The sequence below is a fragment of the Allobosea sp. genome (genome assembly GCF_017308015.1).
GTDB lineage: Bacteria > Pseudomonadota > Alphaproteobacteria > Rhizobiales > Beijerinckiaceae > Allobosea.
Map to the genome: position 1 here is coordinate 96,069 of NZ_JAFKFW010000008.1, position 20,018 is coordinate 116,086.

Here is a 20,018-nt window from a genome sequence, read left to right on the forward strand (position 1 = left end):
GGATTCAGCCTTTCGAGAAACGATGCAGGACGCGGCGCTCGATCAGGCGCACGGCCTCGTAGAGCAGCATTCCAAGGGCGGTGATGACGATGAACAGCGCGAAGATCAGACTCGAATCCATCACGCTCTGCGCGGCGATGATCGAGGCGCCGAGCCCGATGCGTCCGCCGATGAACTCGCCGACCACCGCGCCGACCAATGCGAGGACGACGGCGACGCGCAGGCCAGCCATGATGACGGGCAGCGCCGATGGCAGTTTGAGCCGCAACAAGGTCTGGAGGCGGCCGGCACCGAGCATGCGGAAGAGCTCGCGCCGGGAGGGGTCGACCTCGCTGATGCCGGTCAGCGTGTTCTCCATCAGCGGGAAGAAACAGATCAGCGCCGTGATGACGACGGTCGGCGTCATGCCGAAGCCGAACCAGATGATGAAGAGCGGGCCGAGCGCGAGCTTGGGTACGAGCTGGCTCGCCAGCACATAAGGCCGCAGCAACCGGCTCAGCGCCGGGAATTCCGCCAGCAGAATGCCGACGCCGAGTCCGACGATGGCGCCGATGCCGAGGCCCAGCGCCATCTCCGCCGCGGTCATTGCCAGATGCGGCCAGAGCCGACCGGTCGCGATCTCACTCCACAGCGTCGCGAGCACGCTGGAAGGCGCAGGCAGGACGAGCGGCGACAAGCCGCCGAGCCGGCACCAGGCTTCCCAGCCGGCGATCAGCGCGACGAACAGTAGGAGCGAGGGCAGGCGCGCGATCATGCTGCCGGCCTCCGGCTGACGGTCGCCGCGCCGTCCATGACGTCGCGCAATTCGCGGCAGGCAGCGATGAAAGAGGGAGCGTAGCGCATGTCGCGATGGCGCGGGCGTGCCAGCTCGATCCGGCGTCCATGCGTAATCCGGCCGGCTTCCATGACGGCAACCGTGTCGGCGAGATAGACCGCCTCGCCGATATCATGAGTGACGAACAGCGCGGTCGTGCCATTGAGTGCGCAAAGCCGCAGCAGGTCGTCCTGCAGTTCCTCGCGCGTGAGCGCGTCGAGCGCGGCGAAGGGTTCGTCGAGGAGCAGCAGGTCGGGGTTGCCGACCAGTGCGCGGGCGACCGCGACGCGGCTTTGCTGCCCGCCGGAAAGCGCGGAGGGGCGGCGGTGGGCGAAGTCCGCGAGGCCGACGCGATTCAGCAGGTCGAGCGCTTCATCCTCGTCGGCGACTGCAGGGCGGCGCTTCAGCGAGATCGGCAGCAGGACGTTGTCGAGTGCGCTCAGCCAGCCGAGCAGGGTCGGCGCCTGAAAAACGAAGCCGGCGCGCGGGCTCGGGCCGGCCAGCGCCTCTCCGCCGATGCGGATCGCGCCTTCTGTCGGCATCAGCAGGCCGGCGGCGAGCTTCAGCAAGGTGGTCTTGCCGCAGCCGCTGCGGCCGAGCAGGCAATGAATCTCGCCGCGCGGAATCGTCCAGTCGATGGCATCGACGACGGCCGGGCCGGCCGCATCGTAGCGATAGCCGGCTCGTTCGATGGTGACGAAGCCGGGTTTGGGTTCAATCGACATAGGGTGCAAACCCTTCTGCCGCAGCTTCCGCTGATTGTTCGATCTCGGTGAAGGTGACGAGGTCGAGCAGGCTGAAGCGCCCGTCATGATGCCAGCCGGCTTCGGGCGCGGTCATGCGGCCGAGCGGGGCGATGCGGCTGACGCCGACCTCGCCGAGTTGCTCCGAAAGCCGGAACAGCCGCTCCGGCGATGCGGCGACACCTGCCGTCTGCAGGAAGCTGCGATAGGGCGCGACGAGGGCGGGAACCTCGTCGAGGCTTTCGACCGCGACCAGCTTGAGCGTGCGGTTCAGCCCGGTGGGGCTCAGGGCTTCCGGCGTCTCGACATGGACGATGCTCCAGGCATCGGTGGGATCGCCGAGCAATTCCGCCGCTCCCTCCATCGCGCGGGTTTCCTGTGCGCCGCGCCATGCCGCGATCGACGTCGCCTCGCCCGATGAGAGCGCGCGGCGCGGATGGCGGGAGGCGAGGGCGGCAAGCTTCTGCGCGACGTAGCGGGCGAACTCCGCGGGACTGACCCGTCCGCCGCGCTCGACGAAGAGCATCTGCGGGGAATAGCAGCCCTGCTGCTCGTAGCGGATGACGTCATGGGCGGCGAGGTGTGCGAGGGCAGGGGCCTTGCGGCTGTCGAGCGCTTCGCGCGCGATCACGCCGAAGCCGATCTTGTGGCCATGCGGCAGGAAGCGCGTGGTGATCGGCAGCTTGGCGCGCAGAGCCGCCAGCGTCTCGTTGCCGCCATAGGCCATGACGGTATCGGCCTCGCGCAGGAAGACCGGTTCGGACGCCGCTTCGCCGCCCTTCCACCAGGTGATGGCGAGGCATTCTCCGATCTCGGGATCGATCTCGGCAAGCAGGCCCGCGAACCAGCCGGCCGTCAGCGGCTCGGCCGAGGCGAGTTTGCCGATGCTGCCGGCCTTGACCAGCAAGCCGCAGATCAGGCTCCAGAGTGAGAGCGCCGGGACATTGCCCGCCCAGACATGGAGCAGCAAGTTCGGGCCATGGGCCCGCAGATAGCCGCCCTTGGGCGTCGGCTGGAAGCCGTCGAGCACGCCGGGATTGGCGAAATCCTCGGCGAGGAAGCGCAGGAGCTGCGGCTTGCGGAAGGTCTTGAGATAGCCGGTGAGGCTGAGCCGGACGGTCTCGCGATCATAGCCGGTGACGATCGGCAGGAGATGTTCCGCCTTGCGGCGCAACGGGTGCTGGCGGTCGAGCAGGCGCGCGATGGCGGCGTCGATCGCGGCGACGATGCGGGCGGTGTCCATCTGCTTCAGCCGGGCACGCGCGTTGCCGCGTACGTGAGCGCAGAGCGCCGCGGCCTGTGCCTCGTCGAGCTCCGGCAGCCCGATGGTCGCGCTCTCGCCCCACGCACTATGGCTGGCCTTGCGCCAGCGCAACGCTTCGCGATTCAGGCCCGGCAGATGGCCCGCATGCTCGATCACGACGGTCAGCCTCGTGCCGCTGCGAGGAATTCGGCGACCGCGACCGAGCAGCCTTTCGAGGCCTCGCCATCGACCCGGCCGAGCAGCTTGAAACCGCCGGGCACGATCTGGCCGGCATCCTCGGTCAGGATTGCCGCGACGCAGTTGAAATGGGCGAGGTCGTGATGGACGATCACGCCACGCTCGCCCTCCGGCAGGTCAGAGCCGGTCAAAGGGTCGACCACGCGACTGCGGATCCAGTGCGGGCCGGATTTCACCGACGGGCAGACGGCGTTGCCGTCGTCATAGAGCTGCGAGCTCAGCTCGGTCATTCCGTACATGTTGATGCAGGACGCGCGTGGCACGCCGAAGGCGGCGCTGAGGCCGTCATAGAATTCGTCAGGTCCAAGCTCGCGCGACTGGCCCTTGAAGCCGCCGGTATCGAGGATGCGGCTGCCTTCCGGGAGCGCGAAGCGCCGGCCGCTTGCCGCGAGTGCATCCAGTACGGGGACGAAGGAATAGCTTGCGCCGAGCAGGGCATAGGGTTCGCCGCTCCCCTCCGCCTGCTCCAGAGTCGACAGAAGGCCGTCCAGATCGAGTCCAGCGGCATGGATGAAGGTCTTGGAATCCGGTGTGCCGCATTCGCGTTTGGCGAGCGAGAGATAGGTGGCGAGCGAGGAGTTCGGCAGCTCCGTCTCGTCCGGGAAGAGGATGCCCATGCGGATGCGCTCGCGGCCCTGCATGAAGCGCGCGCGGAAATTCACCAGCATCGAGCGCTTCCAGACATCGAGAGTCGGGTGATAGCTGCGGCCCCGGATGCCTTGCGTTGTGCCGCTTGTCATGAAGACGCGCTCAGCCTGCTCAGGCGGAATGCAGCTCAGCGTGAGGTCCTTGAAGGCGGTGATCGGCACGGCCGGAATGTCCCGCCAGCGCCGGACCGAGAGCGGCGTGCGGCCGCGCTGCAGGCAGAAGCGCTTGTACGGCTCGTTGTTGCGGAACTGATAGGCGAAGACCTTGAGCGCCATCGCCTCGAATTCGGCTTCCGAGGCGTCGGGAAGCGCGATGAAGTCCAGCAGCGCCGCGATGATCTCGGCTTGCGTCACTTAAACCCACTCCGTTCGGACGCACGGCCAAGCCGAAGCGTCGATCGTTGGAGGATCACGAGCGCAAGCTGGAATCAGGGCCTGTGACGGCCGCATGTCCCGCATCCCTACGCCGGTATGATCCGGATCAGGTTCGGAGGGTCACCGCGTTGCTTGGGCTCGAAAGCCCAGCCGGCGGAATCTCAGCCTCCTAGCGAGGCCCCCCTGGGAACGGGAGCAGATGACGAGCAATCGACTGAGCTGTCAAGCGATCAACGATGTTTCATGCAGGTGACGCGATTGTATCCATTTCAAGCCGTCCATCTAATGCTTAGACGCGACCACGCCAACCAGAGCGACGAACGCGGCCACAAAAAACGGCCAGCGATTTGGGATGTTGTTTTCTTACCGCCGTGCACACCAAGGGCTTCATCTATGCAGATGCTGGCCGCGTTCTCGCAGCGCAAGAAAGCAAGGAAGCCGAGACGGGCACCTGAGTCGATTTCTCGGAAGATCTGTCACTTATGTGATCTAAGGTGCGACGGGAATCCGTTCGTTCCCTTAAGGACTTCGCTACCAATCCCGCCGATCGGATTCCACATACACCTTTCCGTAAAGCGAGGCCGTTAGGCTGCGATATGGGAAATGCGCTCTGCTCGAACGGAGGCGGCGCGCAAGGCGGAGTGGCTTTGAGATGGCGCCGAGGATTATCCCTGTCGTGATGTGCGGCGGCGCCGGGACCCGGTTGTGGCCGGTGTCGCGGGACACGATGCCCAAGCAGTTCGTTCCGCTGCTAGGGCGGGATTCGACCTTCCAGAGGACGATGAAGTTGCTGAGCGACCGGTCAGTTTTCGCTGATCCCATCGTGATCACCAATGTCGAGTATCGTTTTACGGTCCTGGAGCAATTGCAGGCGTTGGGCCTCGGCGCCGAGATCGTGCTGGAGCCGGTACGGCGGGACTCCGCCGCCGCCGTCGCCGTTGCGACCGAGCTGGCCCTCAAGCGCGATAGCCAGGCGGTTGTCGGTGTCTTCGCCGCCGACCACGTTGTCCGCGAGGCCGACCTCTTCGTCGATACTTGCCGGAAGGCCGGCGAGTTCGCCGCGCAGGGTCGAATCGTTACAATTGGCATTCCGCCGACCCATCCCGCGACGGGCTATGGCTATATCCAGCCGGACGAGGCGCTGGGCGATGAGGCCCGCACCGTCGCAGCCTTCGTCGAGAAGCCGGATGCCAAGCGGGCGGCGCAATATCTGCTCGATGGCTATCTCTGGAATTCCGGCAATTTCATCTTCGATGCAGCGACGATGCATGCCGAGATCGAGGCTTTCGAGCCTCACGTGCTGAAGCCGGTCGTCGAGGCGGTGGCCGGGATGAAGCCGGATCTCGATTTCCTTCTCCTCGAGCCTGCGAGCTTTGGTGCGGTCAAGAAGATCTCGATCGACTATGCCGTGATGGAGCGCACCCGGAAGGCCGCCGTGATCGCCGGGCATTTCGGCTGGTCGGACGTGGGGGGCTGGTCCGCCATCTGGGAACTCTCGGACAAAGATGCCAGTGGCAACGTCGTCGAAGGCCGCGGCTATGTCCTCGACGGCTCCAACAACCTCCTGCGTGCGGATGACGGTCTGGTCGCGGTCATCGGCCTTGACGATGTCGCGGTGATCGCGACCCGCGACGCCGTGCTGGTGGCCCAGAAGGCCAAGGTCGACAAGGTCAAGGAGCTGATAGCGCTCGTCGCAGCGAATGGCGAGCCGGAGGCGAATGCGCATCTCGAGATTCACCGGCCTTGGGGCAAGTATCTCTCGGTCGACATGGGCGGGCGCTATCAGGTCAAACGGATTACGGTGAAGCCGGGCGGCATCCTGTCGCTCCAGAAGCACTTCCATCGCGCTGAGCACTGGGTCGTCGTGCGCGGCACGGCCGAAGTCACGCGCAACGACGAGACGATCATCGTTCACGAGACCGAGTCGATCTACCTGCCGATCGGCTGCGTCCACCGCATGGCCAATCCCGGCAAGATTCCCCTCGAGATCATCGAGGTTCAGGTCGGCTCCTATCTTGGGGAGGATGACATCGTGCGGATCGAGGACGTCTACAAGCGGGTTTGAAACGTCGCATGGGTCGGCCGCCAGGCGAAGCTGTCAGCAAGCCTGGAGACTTTATTGGCGCCTAGCGCGAAGCCTCCACAAGCCCAGATTTTCCCTGATAGCAGGGAATATTCAGGGAATTCGAAGCTGAGAGCGGGCTTTGAAATGGCCGGCTTTCGGTTTAAGCGCTTGTTTGCGTGGGGATATTCGCTAGTAGGGCGAATTCAGAAGCAGGGAATGTCCCGCTGTCGAGCAGGGAATTCGCCTGCAATAAGCAGGGATTGTGGAAGACGAGATCAGGGGTGTCGGTTGGTGGGATTCGCACCCCGGCTTTTTGGGGCGGCGAGAGCCAATCCAGCGCCCAAGCTGACAAATCGAGTATATGTTCTTAGCGTGGAGATTGTTGTCCTTTGCTCCCGGTCGGAAGTGCGTTAAGGTCCAGTGTGCTCGTGATTCGCGAGCAAATGCCGAGACCGATCAGATCGTGTTCGGCACTCCTAATTGAGGCATTTCATTCTTTGAGCAGCCCTCGTTAGGCAAGGTGTAGGCCTCCCAGCGGAGCTGGGCGGGTCGCGCTTTGCTGCGAGTGCTCGCTTGTTCTGGTCGTCTCCTTGAAAAAGGAAACGATCGTAATGTCCTCTCTTTCTCAAACATCGCCGGTGCGTGTTCGCCGCCGCATCCAGCCTGCCACCACAGATCCCACGCTCGTGCGTGCTGCGGCGTCGTTCGCGCCGCAGGTGAGCGAGCGGATCCTGTCGGATCTCAAGGCGTCGGTGCGCAATGCGCGGACGCACTCGAAGAAACAGATCCATCTGATCGCGGAGAGCATCAAGGCGTTCAAGTTCACGACGCCGATCCTGGTGACCGTTGATGGTGAGATCGTCGCGGGGCATGGTCGCTACGAGGCGGCGAAGCTGCTTGGCATGAAGACCGTGCCGGTGATCTGCATCGATCATCTCGGTCCGCAGCAGATCCGGGCGTTGCGGATCGCGGATAATCGTCTGGCCGAGTTGTCGGGTTGGGACGACGCGATCCTCAAGCTGGAGCTGGGCGAGCTGATCGAGCTCGACTTCGAGGTCGAGATCACCGGCTTCGAGACGGCGCAGATCGATTTGCTCCTCGATCCCGGCCCGACGGTGGCGGCGAAGGTTGATCCGGCGGACTCGTTGCCGGCGCTGCAGGATGTGGCGGTGACCGTGCGGGGCGATCTCTGGCTGCTGGGCGAACACCGCATCCTGTGCGGCGATGCGCGTGAGCGGGGCGATTATCAGATACTGATGGGCGGTGAACTCGCGCAGATGGCGTTCACGGATCCGCCGTACAACGTCCGGGTCGATGGCCATGTCAGCGGTCTCGGCAAGGTCAAGCATCGCGAGTTCGCGATGGCGTCCGGTGAGATGAGCAAGCTCGAGTTCACGAGCTTCCTGCACGCGGTCTTCGCCGAGATCGCGGAGGCATCGCAGGATGGCGCACTGGTCTATAGCTGCATCGATGGTCCGCATCTGCACGAGATGTTGAACGCCGGCTATGGCGTGTTCGACGAGCTGAAGTCGGTGATCACCTGGGCCAAGGCCAATGCCGGGATGGGTTCGCTCTATCGCAGCCAGACCGAGCTGGTCACGCTGTGGAAGAAGGGCAAGGCGCCGCACATCAACAATATCGAGCTCGGCAAGCACGGGCGCTATCGCACCACTCTGTGGAGCTATGCGGGCGTCAACGGGTTCCGCAAGGGCCGGATGGCGGAGCTGGCGAGCCACCCGACGGTGAAGCCCTGTGCGATGGTGATGGACGCGATCAAGGATTGCTCGAAGCCGAAGGGCATCATCCTCGACAGCTTCAGCGGGTCCGGCACGACCCTGATCGCGGCGGCCAAGACCAAGCGCCGTGGCTACGTGATGGAGCTCGATCCGCTCTATGTCGACGGCGCGATCCGGCGCTGGGAGACGCTGTTCAAGGCCGAGGCGCGCCACGCCGAGACCGGGCTGACCTTCGCGGAGATGGCGGTGCAGCGCGGGCGCGACGCCAACGCCCGCACGGTGTCGGACGAGAGCGTTGGAGGGGGCCATGTCGCGTGAGGATGATCCCAAGGCCGTAGGTCACAAGAAGCCGCCGCTGCACACCCGCTTCCAGAAGGGACGCAGTGGCAACCCCTCGGGCCGCCGCAAAGGAGAACAGGCCAAACAGGACTATCGTGAGATGGTCCTGTCTCGGCTGGTGCCGATGACCCTCGGCGGCAAGCGGGTAAAGGTGACGGCGCGCGAAGCGCTCTATCAAAAGCTCCTCGCGATGAGCTTCGATGGCAATCTCAACGCGATGAAGCTGCTCCTGAAGGACGATAGCCTCAACGACAACAAGACTGACGCGGAGTCGTCGCTGAGCGATGCGGAGGAGGAAGCGCTGATTACGCGCTTCCTCGCGCGTCAGCTCAAGAATGCGAAGGGAGGCGGTGATGACTGACGACGACATCCTCACCGCCATCCTGCGGCGCGATCTGGCGAGCTTCATCGAGCATTGCTTCGTGACGCTGGAGCCAGGAACGGCCTACCAGCACAACTGGCATATCGAAGCGATCGCCTATCAGCTGACGCGGGTCTGGAGCGGCGAATGCAAGCGGCTGATCATCAATGTGCCGCCGCGCTCGGCCAAGTCGATCTGCGTCACGATCGCCTTCACCGCCTGGTTGATGGGCCATAACCCGCGCAAGCGGGTCATGGCGATCAGCTACGCGCAGGAACTCTCGCTGACCCACGCTGCGGCCTTCCGCAGCGTGGTGACCTCCGCCTGGTATCGCCGCGCCTTCCCGGGCTTCGCGATCAAGGCCAATCGAGGCCAGGAGATCCGCACCACGGAACACGGCTATCGTTATGCCTCGTCGATCGGCGGTTCGGTGTTGGGACGCGGCGCCGATCTGATTGTGATCGACGATCCGATCAACGGGCTCGAAGCCGCCTTGTCGGCGGCGGCCCGACGTCGGGTTCAGGCCTTTTACGATGGTACCCTCTATTCCCGGCTGAACGATCGTCAAAACGGCGCCATCGTCATCGTGATGCAGCGCCTGCACGAGGATGATCTGGTCGGGCATGTCCTGGAGATGGAGGATTGGGAGGTGCTCTCGATCCCCGCTATCGCGCCGGAGGATTGCAGCTATCGCATCGGCCAAGGGAGGGAGGCGGTATATCGACGTCGCCAGGGTGAGATCATGCATGTCGGCCGCGATACTTTTGCCGATCTCGAGGCGATCAAGCGCAATCTCGGCGCCTTGAACTTCTCGGCGCAGTACCAGCAGAACCCGCTGCCGGCCGAAGGCCAGATCATCAAGCGCGATTGGCTGCATTACTACGATGAGCGGCCGGCCGAGTTCGATCTGAAGGTTGCGTCCTGGGATACCGCTTCGACTCAGAACGAGCATTCCGACTGGTCGGTCGGGATGGTCTGGGGAGCGATCGGGCAGAGCTATTACCTGATCGACCTTGTCCGCGGTCGCTGGGAGGCGCCGGAGTTGCGCCGCAAGATGATCGAGCTCTCGCGGAAACACGCTGCCGACGCGACGCTGGTCGAGGATACCGAGCTCGGGCGGGCGCTGTCGCAGGACCTGATGCGTACCGGTGCCTTGTACACGCTCCTTCAGCAGTCGCGGATCGATAAGCAGGCCAGGCTGATGGCGCAGGCCGCGCGCTTTGAGGCGGGGCAGGTGTTCCTGCCCCGCGAAGCCAGCTGGCTTGCCGATTATCTCGGCGAGCTCCTGGCCTTCCCGCTGGCGCGCAACGATGATCAGGTCGATGCGACGAGCCAGGCGCTCAAATATCTGACGGCGAGGACGCCGACGATCCGTGAGCGTCCGCAGCGCATCGTGCGCCCGCAGCGTCATGTTCGCCCGTGAAGCGGACATGACACGTTTGGCGTCACGGCGCATCACAACGGTCATGCTGTAGCCCGCAGCCTTTCGATGCAGACGCGAACGCGACGTCGCTAGGGCGACGAGAGCAGGAAAATATGATTCATGGTATGTTCCGGAAACTGGCGGCGAACTAGGCCGCTACGAGATACAGCATCTTAGGCACGGCCAGTTCTTGGCCTAGCGGCATCAGGGGGCTGGCAATGAAGATCAGGAAGCGACTATTCGGCCTCCATCCGAATGACCAATGCAAGGAGGGCTGAGGCCCAAAGAAGAAAGAAGGGGCTGATCGATGTCGGAGCCTCCACCTCTTTTCAAATCAAGCTGCCCAGCAAAGCTGGCGACGATGATCCGAAATGATCGCTGCAAGCCATCGCTACGATGACGCTCGGGTCGAACGCGAGCTGCGAAATGTCCGATCTGCCGCGCTGCTTTATCCGGAGCATGTCCTGAACGTCGGCGTGCGAGGGGTCAGTATGTGGCGACACCAGAGGCATATAGCGTCGGCAGAGGTCGGCGAGATAGCAGGCAGCGTTTCCTATTGAATGCGTCTTGTCGGTGCATGTTCGGCCTTTAACGAGCTCTCGACTGTGCTGGCCATACAGCACGGAGAAGTTCTGATCGAACCGGTGTTGTAGTTCAGTTAGTGCGCGGCATAACCAAGGCCCAAGCCGAGCGCGTCGTGAGGTCGATAGAAGGAAAACTTGAACGAACTTGCTGTCGCCTTCGATCAGAATAACGTGATAACTGCGGTCGATACCTGACCCCCCGGCGGTCCAATGAGCGATTCCGCGCTTCATCTGGGCCGTCGGCATCGGTGCGCCGGCGGGAGCGCCATGGCCCCTCAGGGTGATCCACCGCTTTTCCTGGTTCTGACCTTTGCAACGCAGCAACGGTACGTGGGCCTACCGCCCGATCTGAGGTCAACCAGGCTATGCGCTTGAACGTCTAAAGCGCCGCGTGTGTCTTCGGGCCCAGCACGCCCTGGAAGGCGAAAGATTAGCCAAGTGCGACCAGTGCTCGCTGAACCACGGTCGTGTCCATTAACGTTTCAAGTGTCGATTAGTGTTGCTGCGGCCGGCTGACTGTGATCTGTTGCGTCAATAGTGAAAAATCTGGAGGACTGACGTGCTGTTGAGTAGTCGTAATGCTGGCGTTTGGACACGAACGGGAATAGTCGTCGCCCTTGCTGTTATATTTGTGCTGCCGCTGCTGGTCGCGCCGTGAGCTCTCAACATAGACGTTCATTACGCAAGCTTCGACGCAACAGCCGATCTGGTGCAGCAGTGGCAGCTGACGGCGACCAATCTCGCCGGCCTCCTAACGCTCTGGATGTGATGGGCCCGGAGCGCATGTCCACCGAAAGGCGTGCTCATTGAACCGTTTTCACTTATACTGAGGCGTGAAGAGGTTATGTGAACCGCTCTAGTAAGAGCTACGTTGTGATATCGCGAGATTCAACCTTAGATTCCAGCGGATACGTGAGTGATGATCCAGGTGTGGTTCACCGCAGCGATCACCGTGGTGTCGCTGCGGCGCGTTTCGTCATGCTCGAGATCTCGACATGACCACGCCGAAGCTGGCCTAGCGAGAAATAGTTCGCCGGCTGGCGTTGGCACAGGACCTATGAAACTCCTTCAGCATCTGAAGAAATGCCGAAATGAAATAGGCCAAATTCGAAACGATCGGATAACGCTTGGAGTTCGGTCGGTCTGAGAAGATTATGGGCTACTTCGTCCTGACCGCGCTTATCATCTTCTAATCAGCCGGGTCGCCCTCCTTGGCTATAGCGCATTGCGTTCGCATTCGATTAGATCAACAAATGCGCACGTAGTTGCCAAGCGAACGCTAGCGCCATGACCTTTTCGCTTACAGTAAATTAGTTCCTTTCGCTGCGCGCTCTTAACAATGAGGCCTCAGGAAGCATCCAGTCTAAAACTCAAGACGGTGATTTGCCCGCGCTGCGGCAGTGCTGTGCCAGTCACCCTCGCCCGTTGCATTGAATGCGAGACGCTGCTGCCGACCGTATCCCGTCGCTGGTCGCGGGTGTCGGGCGCGCTGCTGGTCGGCGCTGTTGGAATTGCCCTGTTACTAATCTGTTGGCGGATCGACTAGACAGGGAGGATTACGCGCTTCTTCGTCTGAGGCCGAGCGAGTCGTTCGCTTGTCATCCATCATTCGAACGAAAGCTGTAATGAACCGCCCCGGGTTTGTCGGAGGCCCCAACTCCTGAGAGGATGGGGCTATGACGAGCAAGACGACGAACAAGTTCTCGCCTGAGGTGCGTGCGCGTGCGGTGCGGATGGTGCTGATCACGAAGCCGAGCATTCGTCGCGCTGGGCGGCGATCACGTCGATCGCGAGCAAAATCGGCTGCACAGCCCAGACGCTTAACGAGTGGGTGAAGAAGGCCGAGGTCGACAGCGGCCGCAAGCCCGGGCTGACGACGGACATGGCAGCCAAGCTCAAAGCTCTCGAACGCGAGAACCGGGAGCTTCGGCAGGCGAACGAGATCCTGCGCAAAGCATCGGCGTATTTTGCCCAAGCGGAGCTCGACCGCCGACACCGGTCATAATCGACTTCATCGACGATCACCGCTGGGCCTATGGGGTCGAGCCGATCTGCAACGTGCTGCCGATCGCCCCTTCCACCTACCATGAGCATGTCGCCAAGCGGACCGATCCCCGGAAGCTGTCGGCTCGGGCGAAGCGGGACCTGGAGCTGAAGCCGCAGATCGAGCGCGTGTTCGGAGAGAACTTCGAGGTCTATGGCGCACGCAAGGTCTGGCGGCAGATGTTGCGCGAGGGGGTCGACGTTGCGCGATGTACGGTCGAACGCCTGATGGCCGACCTCGGCCTGCAAGGTGTCATTCGTGGCAAGCCCCTCCGCACGACCGTTCAGGACAAGGCCGCGCCGTGTCCGCTGGACCATGTCAATCGGGTGTTCCATGCGCCGGCGCCGAACATGCTGTGGGTCTCGGATTTCACCTATGTCAGCACCTGGTCGGGCTTCGTCTACGTCGCCTTCGTGATCGATGCCTATGCTCGGCGGATCGTCGGTTGGAGGGTGTCGCGGACGGCCCATGCGAGCTTCGTGCTCGACGCGTTGGAGCAGGCGCTGCACGAGCGCCGACCTGTACACCGCGGTGGGCTGGCATCACTCGGATCGCGGCTCGCAAGGCGGATTCAACCGGTCGTCGCAACACCCAAAGATTGGAGGTTGTGACGATGGCTGGTCGACGAGCGTCAGAACGATGCACACGGCGGAAGTTGTGTTCGCCGGGAAGGCCCCCTGCCTGGCAGCGTGAGCATTATTGTCGCTTCTGGCAGGCTATCGCGCGCGGACGTACGAGCGAGCAAGCGACCGCCGACGCCGGGATTTCGGCGCCGCTGGGCCCGCGCTGGTTTCGGAGTTCGGGAGGGATGCCGCCAACCCACCTTGCGCCTTCGGCGCCCGCCCCGACCGGAAGATATCTGTCCTTCGGCGAGCGTGAAGAGATCGCGATCGAGCTTGCCAAGGGGGCAGCGATTCGCGCGATTGCACGGAAGCTGGGGCGCTCGCCCAGCACGATCTCGCGGGAGGTGCGCAGTAACGCTGCGACGCGCAGCGGCAACCTCGATTATCGCGCCCTCGCCGCGCAGTGGCATGCCGACCGTGCAGCACGACGGCCTCGCCCGGGCAAGTTGGCCAGCAACCCGGCTCTACGCGCCTATGTCGAGCAGCATCTCTCGGGAGAGGTGACGAACGTCGATGGCGCCGGCTTCGCTGGCCCCAAGGTGATATGGAAGAAGCGTCGCGCCGTACTCCGGCAGAGCCGGCGCTGGTCAACCGCGTGGAGCCCCGAGCAGATCGCCCACCGACTTCAGATCGATTACCCGGACGATTCCAGCATGTGCATCAGCCACGAGGCGATCTACCAGTCCTTGTACATCCAGGGTCGCGGCGCGTTGCGCCGGGAGTTGACGGCTTGCTTGCGTTCGGGCCGAGCTCTGCGTGTTCCGCGTGAGCGGACCCGCGGTCGTGGAAAGGCCTTCGTGGGCGACGCCATCATGATCAGTGAACGACCACCGGCGGTCGAAGACCGGGCGATACCGGGGCATTGGGAAGGTGATCTCATCCTGGGCCTGCACAGCTCGGCGATTGGCACGCTCGTCGAACGCAGCTCGCGCTTCACGATGCTGCTGCACCTGCCGCGCCAAGAGGGATATCAGCGGGGACAGAGGGTCAAGAACGGCCCGCCACTGGCCGGACACGGTGCTGAAGCTGTTCGCACGGCGATCGTCCAGTCCATGAGCGAACTGCCGGCGACGCTTCGTCAATCGCTGACCTGGGACCAGGGAGCCGAGATGGCTCAGCATGCACGGCTCCGCATCGAGAGCGGGCTGGAAGTCTACTTCTGCGATCCGCAAAGCCCGTGGCAATGCGGCTCAAACGAAAACACCAAAGGCCTTTTGCGCCAATACTTCCCGAAAGGCACCGATCTCAGCCGGCACTCAACCGGGGAGCTGGCTGCCGTCGCTTACGCGATGAACACGCGGCCTCGCAAAACGCTCGGATGGAAAACACCGATCGAAATGCTCGATCAGTTCCTCGCTCAGCAGTAAGATGCCGGTGTTGCGACGACCGGTTGAATCCCCCATCCTTCGAAGCCGTGGAGTTCGCGACGCTGACCTGGGTCGACTGGTTCAACAATCGCCGGCTGCTTGAGCCCATAGGCAACATTCCGCCGGCCGAAGCCGAGGAACGCTATTACGCGATGCAGGACGAGCCAGCCATCGCGGCGTGACTCAAACCAAATGGCCTCCGGCGAACCCGGGGCAGTTCAATGCGCGCCCTCGTTTAACCGCGTGGTACCTGCTGTCCAGCTCGCGCTCAATCGTGTCAATCAAGCTCGGGCGCGTTCTCGGCCATGTCCAAGAATATGGCCAAGCCGGCGAGATGCAGGTTCAAAATCCAAAGTCAGGTCATGCGCACAGCTTTCAGCCAATGTACCGGCCCATACTTTAGACGCCGTGTCTAAACGGCGGGTTTATCGCGCCCAGGCTGCAGGGCAGCTTGGGTGATGAGTTCAGGGTCGGCGAATTAACCCTTCAAATTTTTGGCGACGTAACGTCATGGTAAGCTGATAATTTGAGTGTGAGGACTGGCCATACCTTACGATTGGCTTTGGCTTGCCCGGTTGGTGGCCGCACCGCTGGCCGGGTCGTTGCTTGGCTTCTGAGGACCGATGAAAAGGCTGATTGCTCCAATCTATCTTGCAGTCGCAGCATTCGTGATGACCCTCTGGATTGGGTCGATCGCGTGGACCGGATGGAACCTGCTATTCGGGTAGTGCCCACGAAAAGCGCGCAATCAAGGCGGTCTTTCAATTTCAGCGACGATGGCCCGCTTACGTTTACGGTAGCCTGCATAGCTAAGCCCCGCAAAGACGATGGGGCGGCTGGCCGAGAGCGAGGAGACCTGCAAGTTGCTGATGGCGGCGCCGGGAGTTGGTCCGATGGTCGCGCTGAGCTTCTGGGCCGGCGTCGATGAACCCGCACGCTTCGGTCGATCCCGCTCGGTCGCCGGCCATTTGGGGCTAACGCCCTCGCGCTATCAATCCGGCGAGATCGATCGGGATCGAGATATATCCAACTGTGGCGATGCCGGGATCCGTTGGAATCTGCTCGAGGCTGCTGGGATCGTGATGCGGATATCGAAGAAGAGCTCGCCACTGAAGGCCTGGGGTCTCGCCGTTGCCCGCCGTCGAGGTATGGCAAAGGCGACCGTGGCTGTGGCCCGGCGCCTGGCGGCCATCCTGCTTCGGATGTGGATCGACAACACACCTTATCGCTGGGGGCCGAGGCCGCCTGAACCCAGCGAAGAGTTCCGCTGCGCTGCGTGGATAGAGATCCCGTCCAGGGACAAGTGGGCAGGCAATCTCGAGGCGGGGCTGAACGCTGGCTCAGGCTGGCAGTTCGACAAAAAGATAGAGACGCCTACCCATCCGACCTGATCATGAAGCGGCCTTAGTGCCGACTTCGCAGAGAAGCCAGCCTCCTGGCGGGAGCTCACCATCGCCCCGTGTGTTACAAGTGATTTCGAAGCCGTGATCTTGATCAGCGCAGGGCTCTATGAGCCCGCGACGAGAGCCTCTGCTTTACTCCTGCCGACCCAAAAGATAAGGCCCCGCCAGCGGGAGCTGACGGGACCATCAGGACACCTCTTACCGCACCGACACATCAGGCGGTAGCGGGCTCTGCGCTGCGTCGGCGATACCCTGCATAGCCCAGTCCTGCAAAGCCCAGCAACATCATCGCCCAGGTGGCGGGTTCTGGAACGCCTGTTGCTACCTCAAGACGGAACTGCTTCGCATCGGAAATGGCCGGATCGAAGCTGAACGCCAAAGTCTGGATAGCAGGACCTGTCAGAACGAATTTGTTGGCGCCATTGCCCAAATCGCAGAGCGTGCCGCACATCGCTCCCGAAAAGAGGTCAACACCATTGACCAACAGGCTCATGGTCGACGGCGTCTTCTTCTCTGTCTCGAAGTCAAAGGTCACTGCGCCCCACGATTTAGCGAACGTAACAAGCAAATTCGCCATGGTCGGGTTGCCCTGGACGGTCGCTTCACCGGAGCCATTGAGCGACAATGTACTGGTGCTGCTGAACGTCACAGCAGAGCCATCTTGATTCACAAAGCCGCCGACCAAATTGCCGGACTGCGTCCCGTTCGAATGTACGCCCAGCTGTCCACCGAAGCTGCCAGCCTCAAGCGTGTATCCCCCGACGACCAAGGCCGCCGAAGCGCTTTCGGCCATACACATGACGGCCGCCAAGGCGCCGACCGTCGCAAGAAGCTTGATTCTTCTCATCGCTCCCACTCCACAATGCCGCAGGGTAATATACCGTTAAGGAGGATTGCTTTCAAGTTATTTTAAATCAAGATGATTCGGGGCGGCCTGCAGTCAGGCACCTGGCGCTGCTCCCAGCTGGCGGATTTCAGCGGCGCTCACGTTCCTCGCCGTTGTCGCCGGCAGCTTCTTCAGCATCTCTTGCGCCAAGATTTCTGCTCGGCGGACGATCTCCGTGTCTTCTGCCCGCTCCTGGCTGAGGGCCAGCATCTTTTCCAGCGCCGCCGCCGTTCGCTCGCCAGCCGCGGCAGTTCGAGCTTGAGCCGCCGCGAGGTCCCGGATCGGTTGCATGTCGGCAATCGCAAGGCCGGGAATGATCCGGTCGCCAGTCACTGTCGTGGGGCTTTTCAATTTCTTCAGGTATTTCCAAATGCTGAGAATGCCGATCGGCGCAGCGTCGATACCGCGAGCCTTGGGAAGCCGCGTCGTGTAGGGCATCTCGAAATGGTCAGCCTCGGCCAAGCGGCGGGGCAGAATTTCAGCCGGGTTGTGCCATGCGAGGATGGCTGCCCGGATATCGGAGGCAGAAGCGCGGGTGTTGATCCGCTTCAAGAAGGTCGAGCCCTTGCATCCGCCTTGTCCGATGTTGAAGCAGATCGAGCCCAGGGCGTCGAACTGATGGTCGGCGAACGGCACCTTGATCGCGTCGCGCATCCTCGTAGGGCTGCAGGTCGCAAGTGAAAACGGCCAGCGCCTCTTCCCGGCTGATTGCCGGGCCCTTATACGGGATTGGCGCGCCGGCGGCGGTGTGCCCTACCTCAATTGTCCAGATGCCGACGCTGTCGAAATAGGCCTTCGTTCTCAGAGCTTTGGGAAAGCCCGCGCGAGGTGGGCGGATCAAAGCCCGGCTGCCCTGCAAAGAGCCATAGGTGGCAAGAGGCCTGCGACGGCCTCTTCCGGCTACCGGAGGAATGTCGAAGTGACACAGGTCAGTTTCGAAGTGACCCGATTTCCTAGAGGCTTCAGGTTTTCAGAGCGCGCATTTTCGCGCCTTGTGCTGAGCGGGCTCGTGCTCAGCCAGGTAGTGTGGATTGGGCTTCTCGGCTTAACAGCGTGGCATCTACTGTCTGGCTAGCACTCAATCGTGCCAGTCGAGCTCCGGCGCGCTCTCGGCTATGTCCAAGAAAACGGCCAGGCCCAAAAGATGTAGGTTCAGAATCCAGAGCCAGGTCATGCGCGCAGCTTTCAGCCAATGTTCTGCTCCACACGTTAGAAGCTGTTTCTAAATGGCGGGTTATCGTGCCGAGGCTGCGGCCAGTTAAGGTGATGGGTTCAGGGTCGGCGAATTAACGCCGTCGATCGTTTGAATGATGGAACGTCATCGTTAGCTGATAGTTTAAGCGCGGGTACTGGCCATACCTCGTAACTGTCTTTGGCTGGCCCGGTCGGTGGCCGCACCGCCGGCCGGGTCGCTGCCCAACACTTAGGTACAGATGAAAAGGCTGATAGCACCAATCTATCTTGCAGCCGCAGCATTCGTGATGACCCTCTGGCTCGGGTCGATTGCGTGGGCGGGATGGAGCCTGTTCTTCGGGTATGCCCAAGAAAAAAGCCCGCCATTAAGGCGGGCTCTGAATTCCAGTTGTGCGACTGCGGTCAGGCCGTGATGGCGGCCGGCTTACGCTTGCGATAGCCCGCAGGACCGAGACTGGCAAACCCGATCATCATCATTGCTCAAGTATGACGCGCGTCGCCGCTAGGGCTGCGGCGTGACGACGGTCATGCTGTAGCCTCGGCCGGCCATGCAGCCGACCATGATCTGGCGCAGTGCTTGGTTGCGTTGCCCTTCCAGCATGCCGGCCTCCATCGCATCTGCAAGGCTACGGCCCATATGGATCGGAGCCGCCATGGCCTGGGCCTTGGCGGCTTCGCCTTTGCAGATGGCGTCGTCCTGCTGGAACTGGGCGACGGCTCCAGCGTCGCTGCGTCCATCGTAGCGGTCGAAGCGCATGGCGGTACGCGGGACGCATGCGCTTGCGACGTTGGCGAGCATGATGGCGGTGATGAGAACCGGCGCGCAGCGGCGCCGGGGTTCTGAGGCAGGGCTTGTCGAAGACATGGGATGGGAACTCCAAGAGGCAGGGGATCACTGATCGTCGCGGCGCCAGGCAGCGGGCTTGGCGAGTGGGCGGGAAGCCCTCATCTGCGGTGATGGTCTCGGGAACCCACGTGAAAGAAGGGGCCGGATCCCGAGATGGCGGGCTTCGCGCCGTTTGGCTTCAGCGATCGCGGCGAGATCCCGGGCGGTCTTGGTCCCGGGTGCGCGATGACAGCAGTCACGGCCGAGCACACGCCCGTCCTCGATGGAAAGCTCTCTCGTCTTGTCGAGGATCAGCGCTTCCGGAATGACATGGTCGAACTCGACGACCTTGCCGGAGACATTGAGGCCGCAGCCTTCGCAGCGGATGCAGCCGCGCTCATCCATGGCCCGCTTGAGCATGGCGACCTTCTGGCTGCGGGTGAACTCGCGGCGCCCACCCATCAGGCGGCCTCCAGCCGACCGTATGCGGCGACCTGCGCGACGATCCGATCGAGTTCCTCGTTGAACTGTGCGACGGCTGTGCTGAGCTCGGCGATGAACGCTTCGTCGCGATGGGCCCGGGTGATTATGATGGGCAGGCCTGGCCAATAGATCGCAAGATCGATCCAGTCGCGCTCGGCGATCCAGAGCTGTCCCTGGCACTGCGCCTTGTGCTCCGGCGGGAACTCGCCCTTGAGCAGAGCCTCGATCAGGAGATGCGGCAGCTTGGTCTTGATCTCGAGCAGGCCGTCCTTGCCGATCAGCGCATCAGGCGAGGCGCCGGCTCGTCCGCGGCGCAGGAACCCGATGGCCTCGCAGTCCAGGCCGGTTACGAAACTATAGGCGCTGCGGGCCTCCTCCTCCATCAGCTTGCCGCGTTCCATATGCGCAGAGGTGAAGCCCTCCATCACCTCGCCGGTCAGCCGTTCGCCGGCGAGCTTGTAGAGATAGGTTTGGCGGGTCCGGCTCTCGGTACCGCCGCGCCCCTTGGTCAGGATCGAGGCGAACTCGGACGCGGTCGGGATACCTAGGCGCGCTTGGGCCCATTCCGGGGAGCCTTGTGTGCAGTTGATGATCTCGAGCATGG

General features: G+C 62.6%; 14 protein-coding genes, 3 pseudogenes, 1 riboswitch and 1 other annotated feature. Of the genes and pseudogenes, 8 read left to right on the forward strand and 9 right to left on the reverse strand.

Annotated elements, in window-relative coordinates; translation table 11 throughout:
- Positions 1-4: 4 nt before the first annotated feature.
- From J0I42_RS09155 to J0I42_RS09170, 4 genes are read right to left on the reverse strand one after another with little or no spacing between them, the layout of a single operon-like run.
- Complete coding sequence (locus tag J0I42_RS09155; protein WP_291654519.1) at positions 5-754, reverse strand: ABC transporter permease; 750 nt, start codon at positions 752-754, stop codon at positions 5-7.
- A complete protein-coding gene (locus J0I42_RS09160; RefSeq protein ID WP_291654520.1) occupies positions 751-1,539 on the reverse strand; it encodes an ABC transporter ATP-binding protein in 789 nt (262 codons plus the stop codon). Before J0I42_RS09160 ends, J0I42_RS09155 begins: the two co-directional genes overlap by 4 nt.
- Entirely contained in the window at positions 1,529-2,977 is a 1,449-nt protein-coding gene (locus J0I42_RS09165) for an acyl-CoA reductase (RefSeq protein WP_291654521.1), read from the reverse strand. Before J0I42_RS09165 ends, J0I42_RS09160 begins: the two co-directional genes overlap by 11 nt.
- Before the next feature lie 5 nt (positions 2,978-2,982).
- On the reverse strand, positions 2,983-4,059 hold the full coding sequence (locus J0I42_RS09170; protein ID WP_291654522.1) for a LuxE/PaaK family acyltransferase: 1,077 nt from the start codon (positions 4,057-4,059) through the stop codon (positions 2,983-2,985).
- Positions 4,060-4,145: 86 nt separating this feature from the next.
- A riboswitch (TPP riboswitch) is annotated at positions 4,146-4,275 on the reverse strand.
- Positions 4,276-4,732: 457 nt separating this feature from the next.
- Here J0I42_RS09170 and J0I42_RS09175 point away from each other — a divergent pair.
- The 8 genes and pseudogenes from J0I42_RS09175 (at position 4,733) to J0I42_RS09210 (ending at position 16,013) form a co-directional block, all read left to right on the forward strand.
- Entirely contained in the window at positions 4,733-6,145 is a 1,413-nt protein-coding gene (locus J0I42_RS09175) for a mannose-1-phosphate guanylyltransferase/mannose-6-phosphate isomerase (RefSeq protein WP_291654523.1), read from the forward strand.
- 611 nt (positions 6,146-6,756) lie between these two features.
- The gene (locus tag J0I42_RS09180) at positions 6,757-8,199 is read left to right on the forward strand and encodes a site-specific DNA-methyltransferase (RefSeq protein WP_291654524.1); all 1,443 of its coding nucleotides are present in this window, start codon (positions 6,757-6,759) and stop codon (positions 8,197-8,199) included.
- Positions 8,189-8,581 (forward strand): DUF5681 domain-containing protein, encoded by a 393-nt coding sequence (locus J0I42_RS09185; RefSeq protein ID WP_291654525.1) that lies wholly within the window; start codon positions 8,189-8,191, stop codon positions 8,579-8,581. The genes J0I42_RS09180 and J0I42_RS09185 overlap by 11 nt, the downstream gene beginning before the upstream one ends.
- Positions 8,574-10,004: a phage terminase large subunit gene (gene terL, locus J0I42_RS09190; protein WP_291654526.1), complete on the forward strand. Its 1,431-nt coding sequence runs from the start codon at positions 8,574-8,576 to the stop codon at positions 10,002-10,004. The genes J0I42_RS09185 and terL overlap by 8 nt, the downstream gene beginning before the upstream one ends.
- A gap of 2,260 nt (positions 10,005-12,264) precedes the next feature.
- A pseudogene (locus tag J0I42_RS09195) lies at positions 12,265-13,196 on the forward strand (IS3 family transposase); the annotation flags it as partial.
- Positions 12,548-12,664 (forward strand) — a sequence feature (AL1L pseudoknot). It overlaps the preceding pseudogene by 117 nt.
- Before the next feature lie 49 nt (positions 13,197-13,245).
- Positions 13,246-14,622 (forward strand): IS30 family transposase, encoded by a 1,377-nt coding sequence (locus J0I42_RS09200; RefSeq protein WP_291654527.1) that lies wholly within the window; start codon positions 13,246-13,248, stop codon positions 14,620-14,622.
- Positions 14,623-14,657: 35 nt separating this feature from the next.
- Positions 14,658-14,804: pseudogene (locus J0I42_RS09205) on the forward strand (IS3 family transposase); the annotation flags it as partial.
- A 687-nt stretch (positions 14,805-15,491) separates the two neighbouring features.
- On the forward strand, positions 15,492-16,013 hold the full coding sequence (locus tag J0I42_RS09210) for a transposase (RefSeq protein WP_291654589.1): 522 nt from the start codon (positions 15,492-15,494) through the stop codon (positions 16,011-16,013).
- 226 nt (positions 16,014-16,239) lie between these two features.
- Here the strand turns inward: J0I42_RS09210 and J0I42_RS09215 are convergent, their stop codons facing one another.
- The 5 genes and pseudogenes from J0I42_RS09215 to J0I42_RS09235 all read right to left on the reverse strand — a co-directional run bounded on the left by J0I42_RS09215 (position 16,240) and on the right by J0I42_RS09235 (position 20,016).
- Positions 16,240-16,872: a PEPxxWA-CTERM sorting domain-containing protein gene (locus J0I42_RS09215; RefSeq protein ID WP_291654528.1), complete on the reverse strand. Its 633-nt coding sequence runs from the start codon at positions 16,870-16,872 to the stop codon at positions 16,240-16,242.
- 93 nt (positions 16,873-16,965) lie between these two features.
- Positions 16,966-17,770, reverse strand: a pseudogene (locus tag J0I42_RS09220) (lysozyme).
- Positions 17,771-18,607: 837 nt separating this feature from the next.
- Positions 18,608-18,970: a hypothetical protein gene (locus J0I42_RS09225; RefSeq protein ID WP_291654529.1), complete on the reverse strand. Its 363-nt coding sequence runs from the start codon at positions 18,968-18,970 to the stop codon at positions 18,608-18,610.
- 27 nt (positions 18,971-18,997) lie between these two features.
- Entirely contained in the window at positions 18,998-19,393 is a 396-nt protein-coding gene (locus J0I42_RS09230) for a hypothetical protein (RefSeq protein ID WP_291654530.1), read from the reverse strand.
- Positions 19,393-20,016: a lambda exonuclease family protein gene (locus J0I42_RS09235; protein WP_291654531.1), complete on the reverse strand. Its 624-nt coding sequence runs from the start codon at positions 20,014-20,016 to the stop codon at positions 19,393-19,395. The genes J0I42_RS09230 and J0I42_RS09235 overlap by 1 nt, the downstream gene beginning before the upstream one ends.
- Positions 20,017-20,018: the final 2 nt, after the last annotated feature.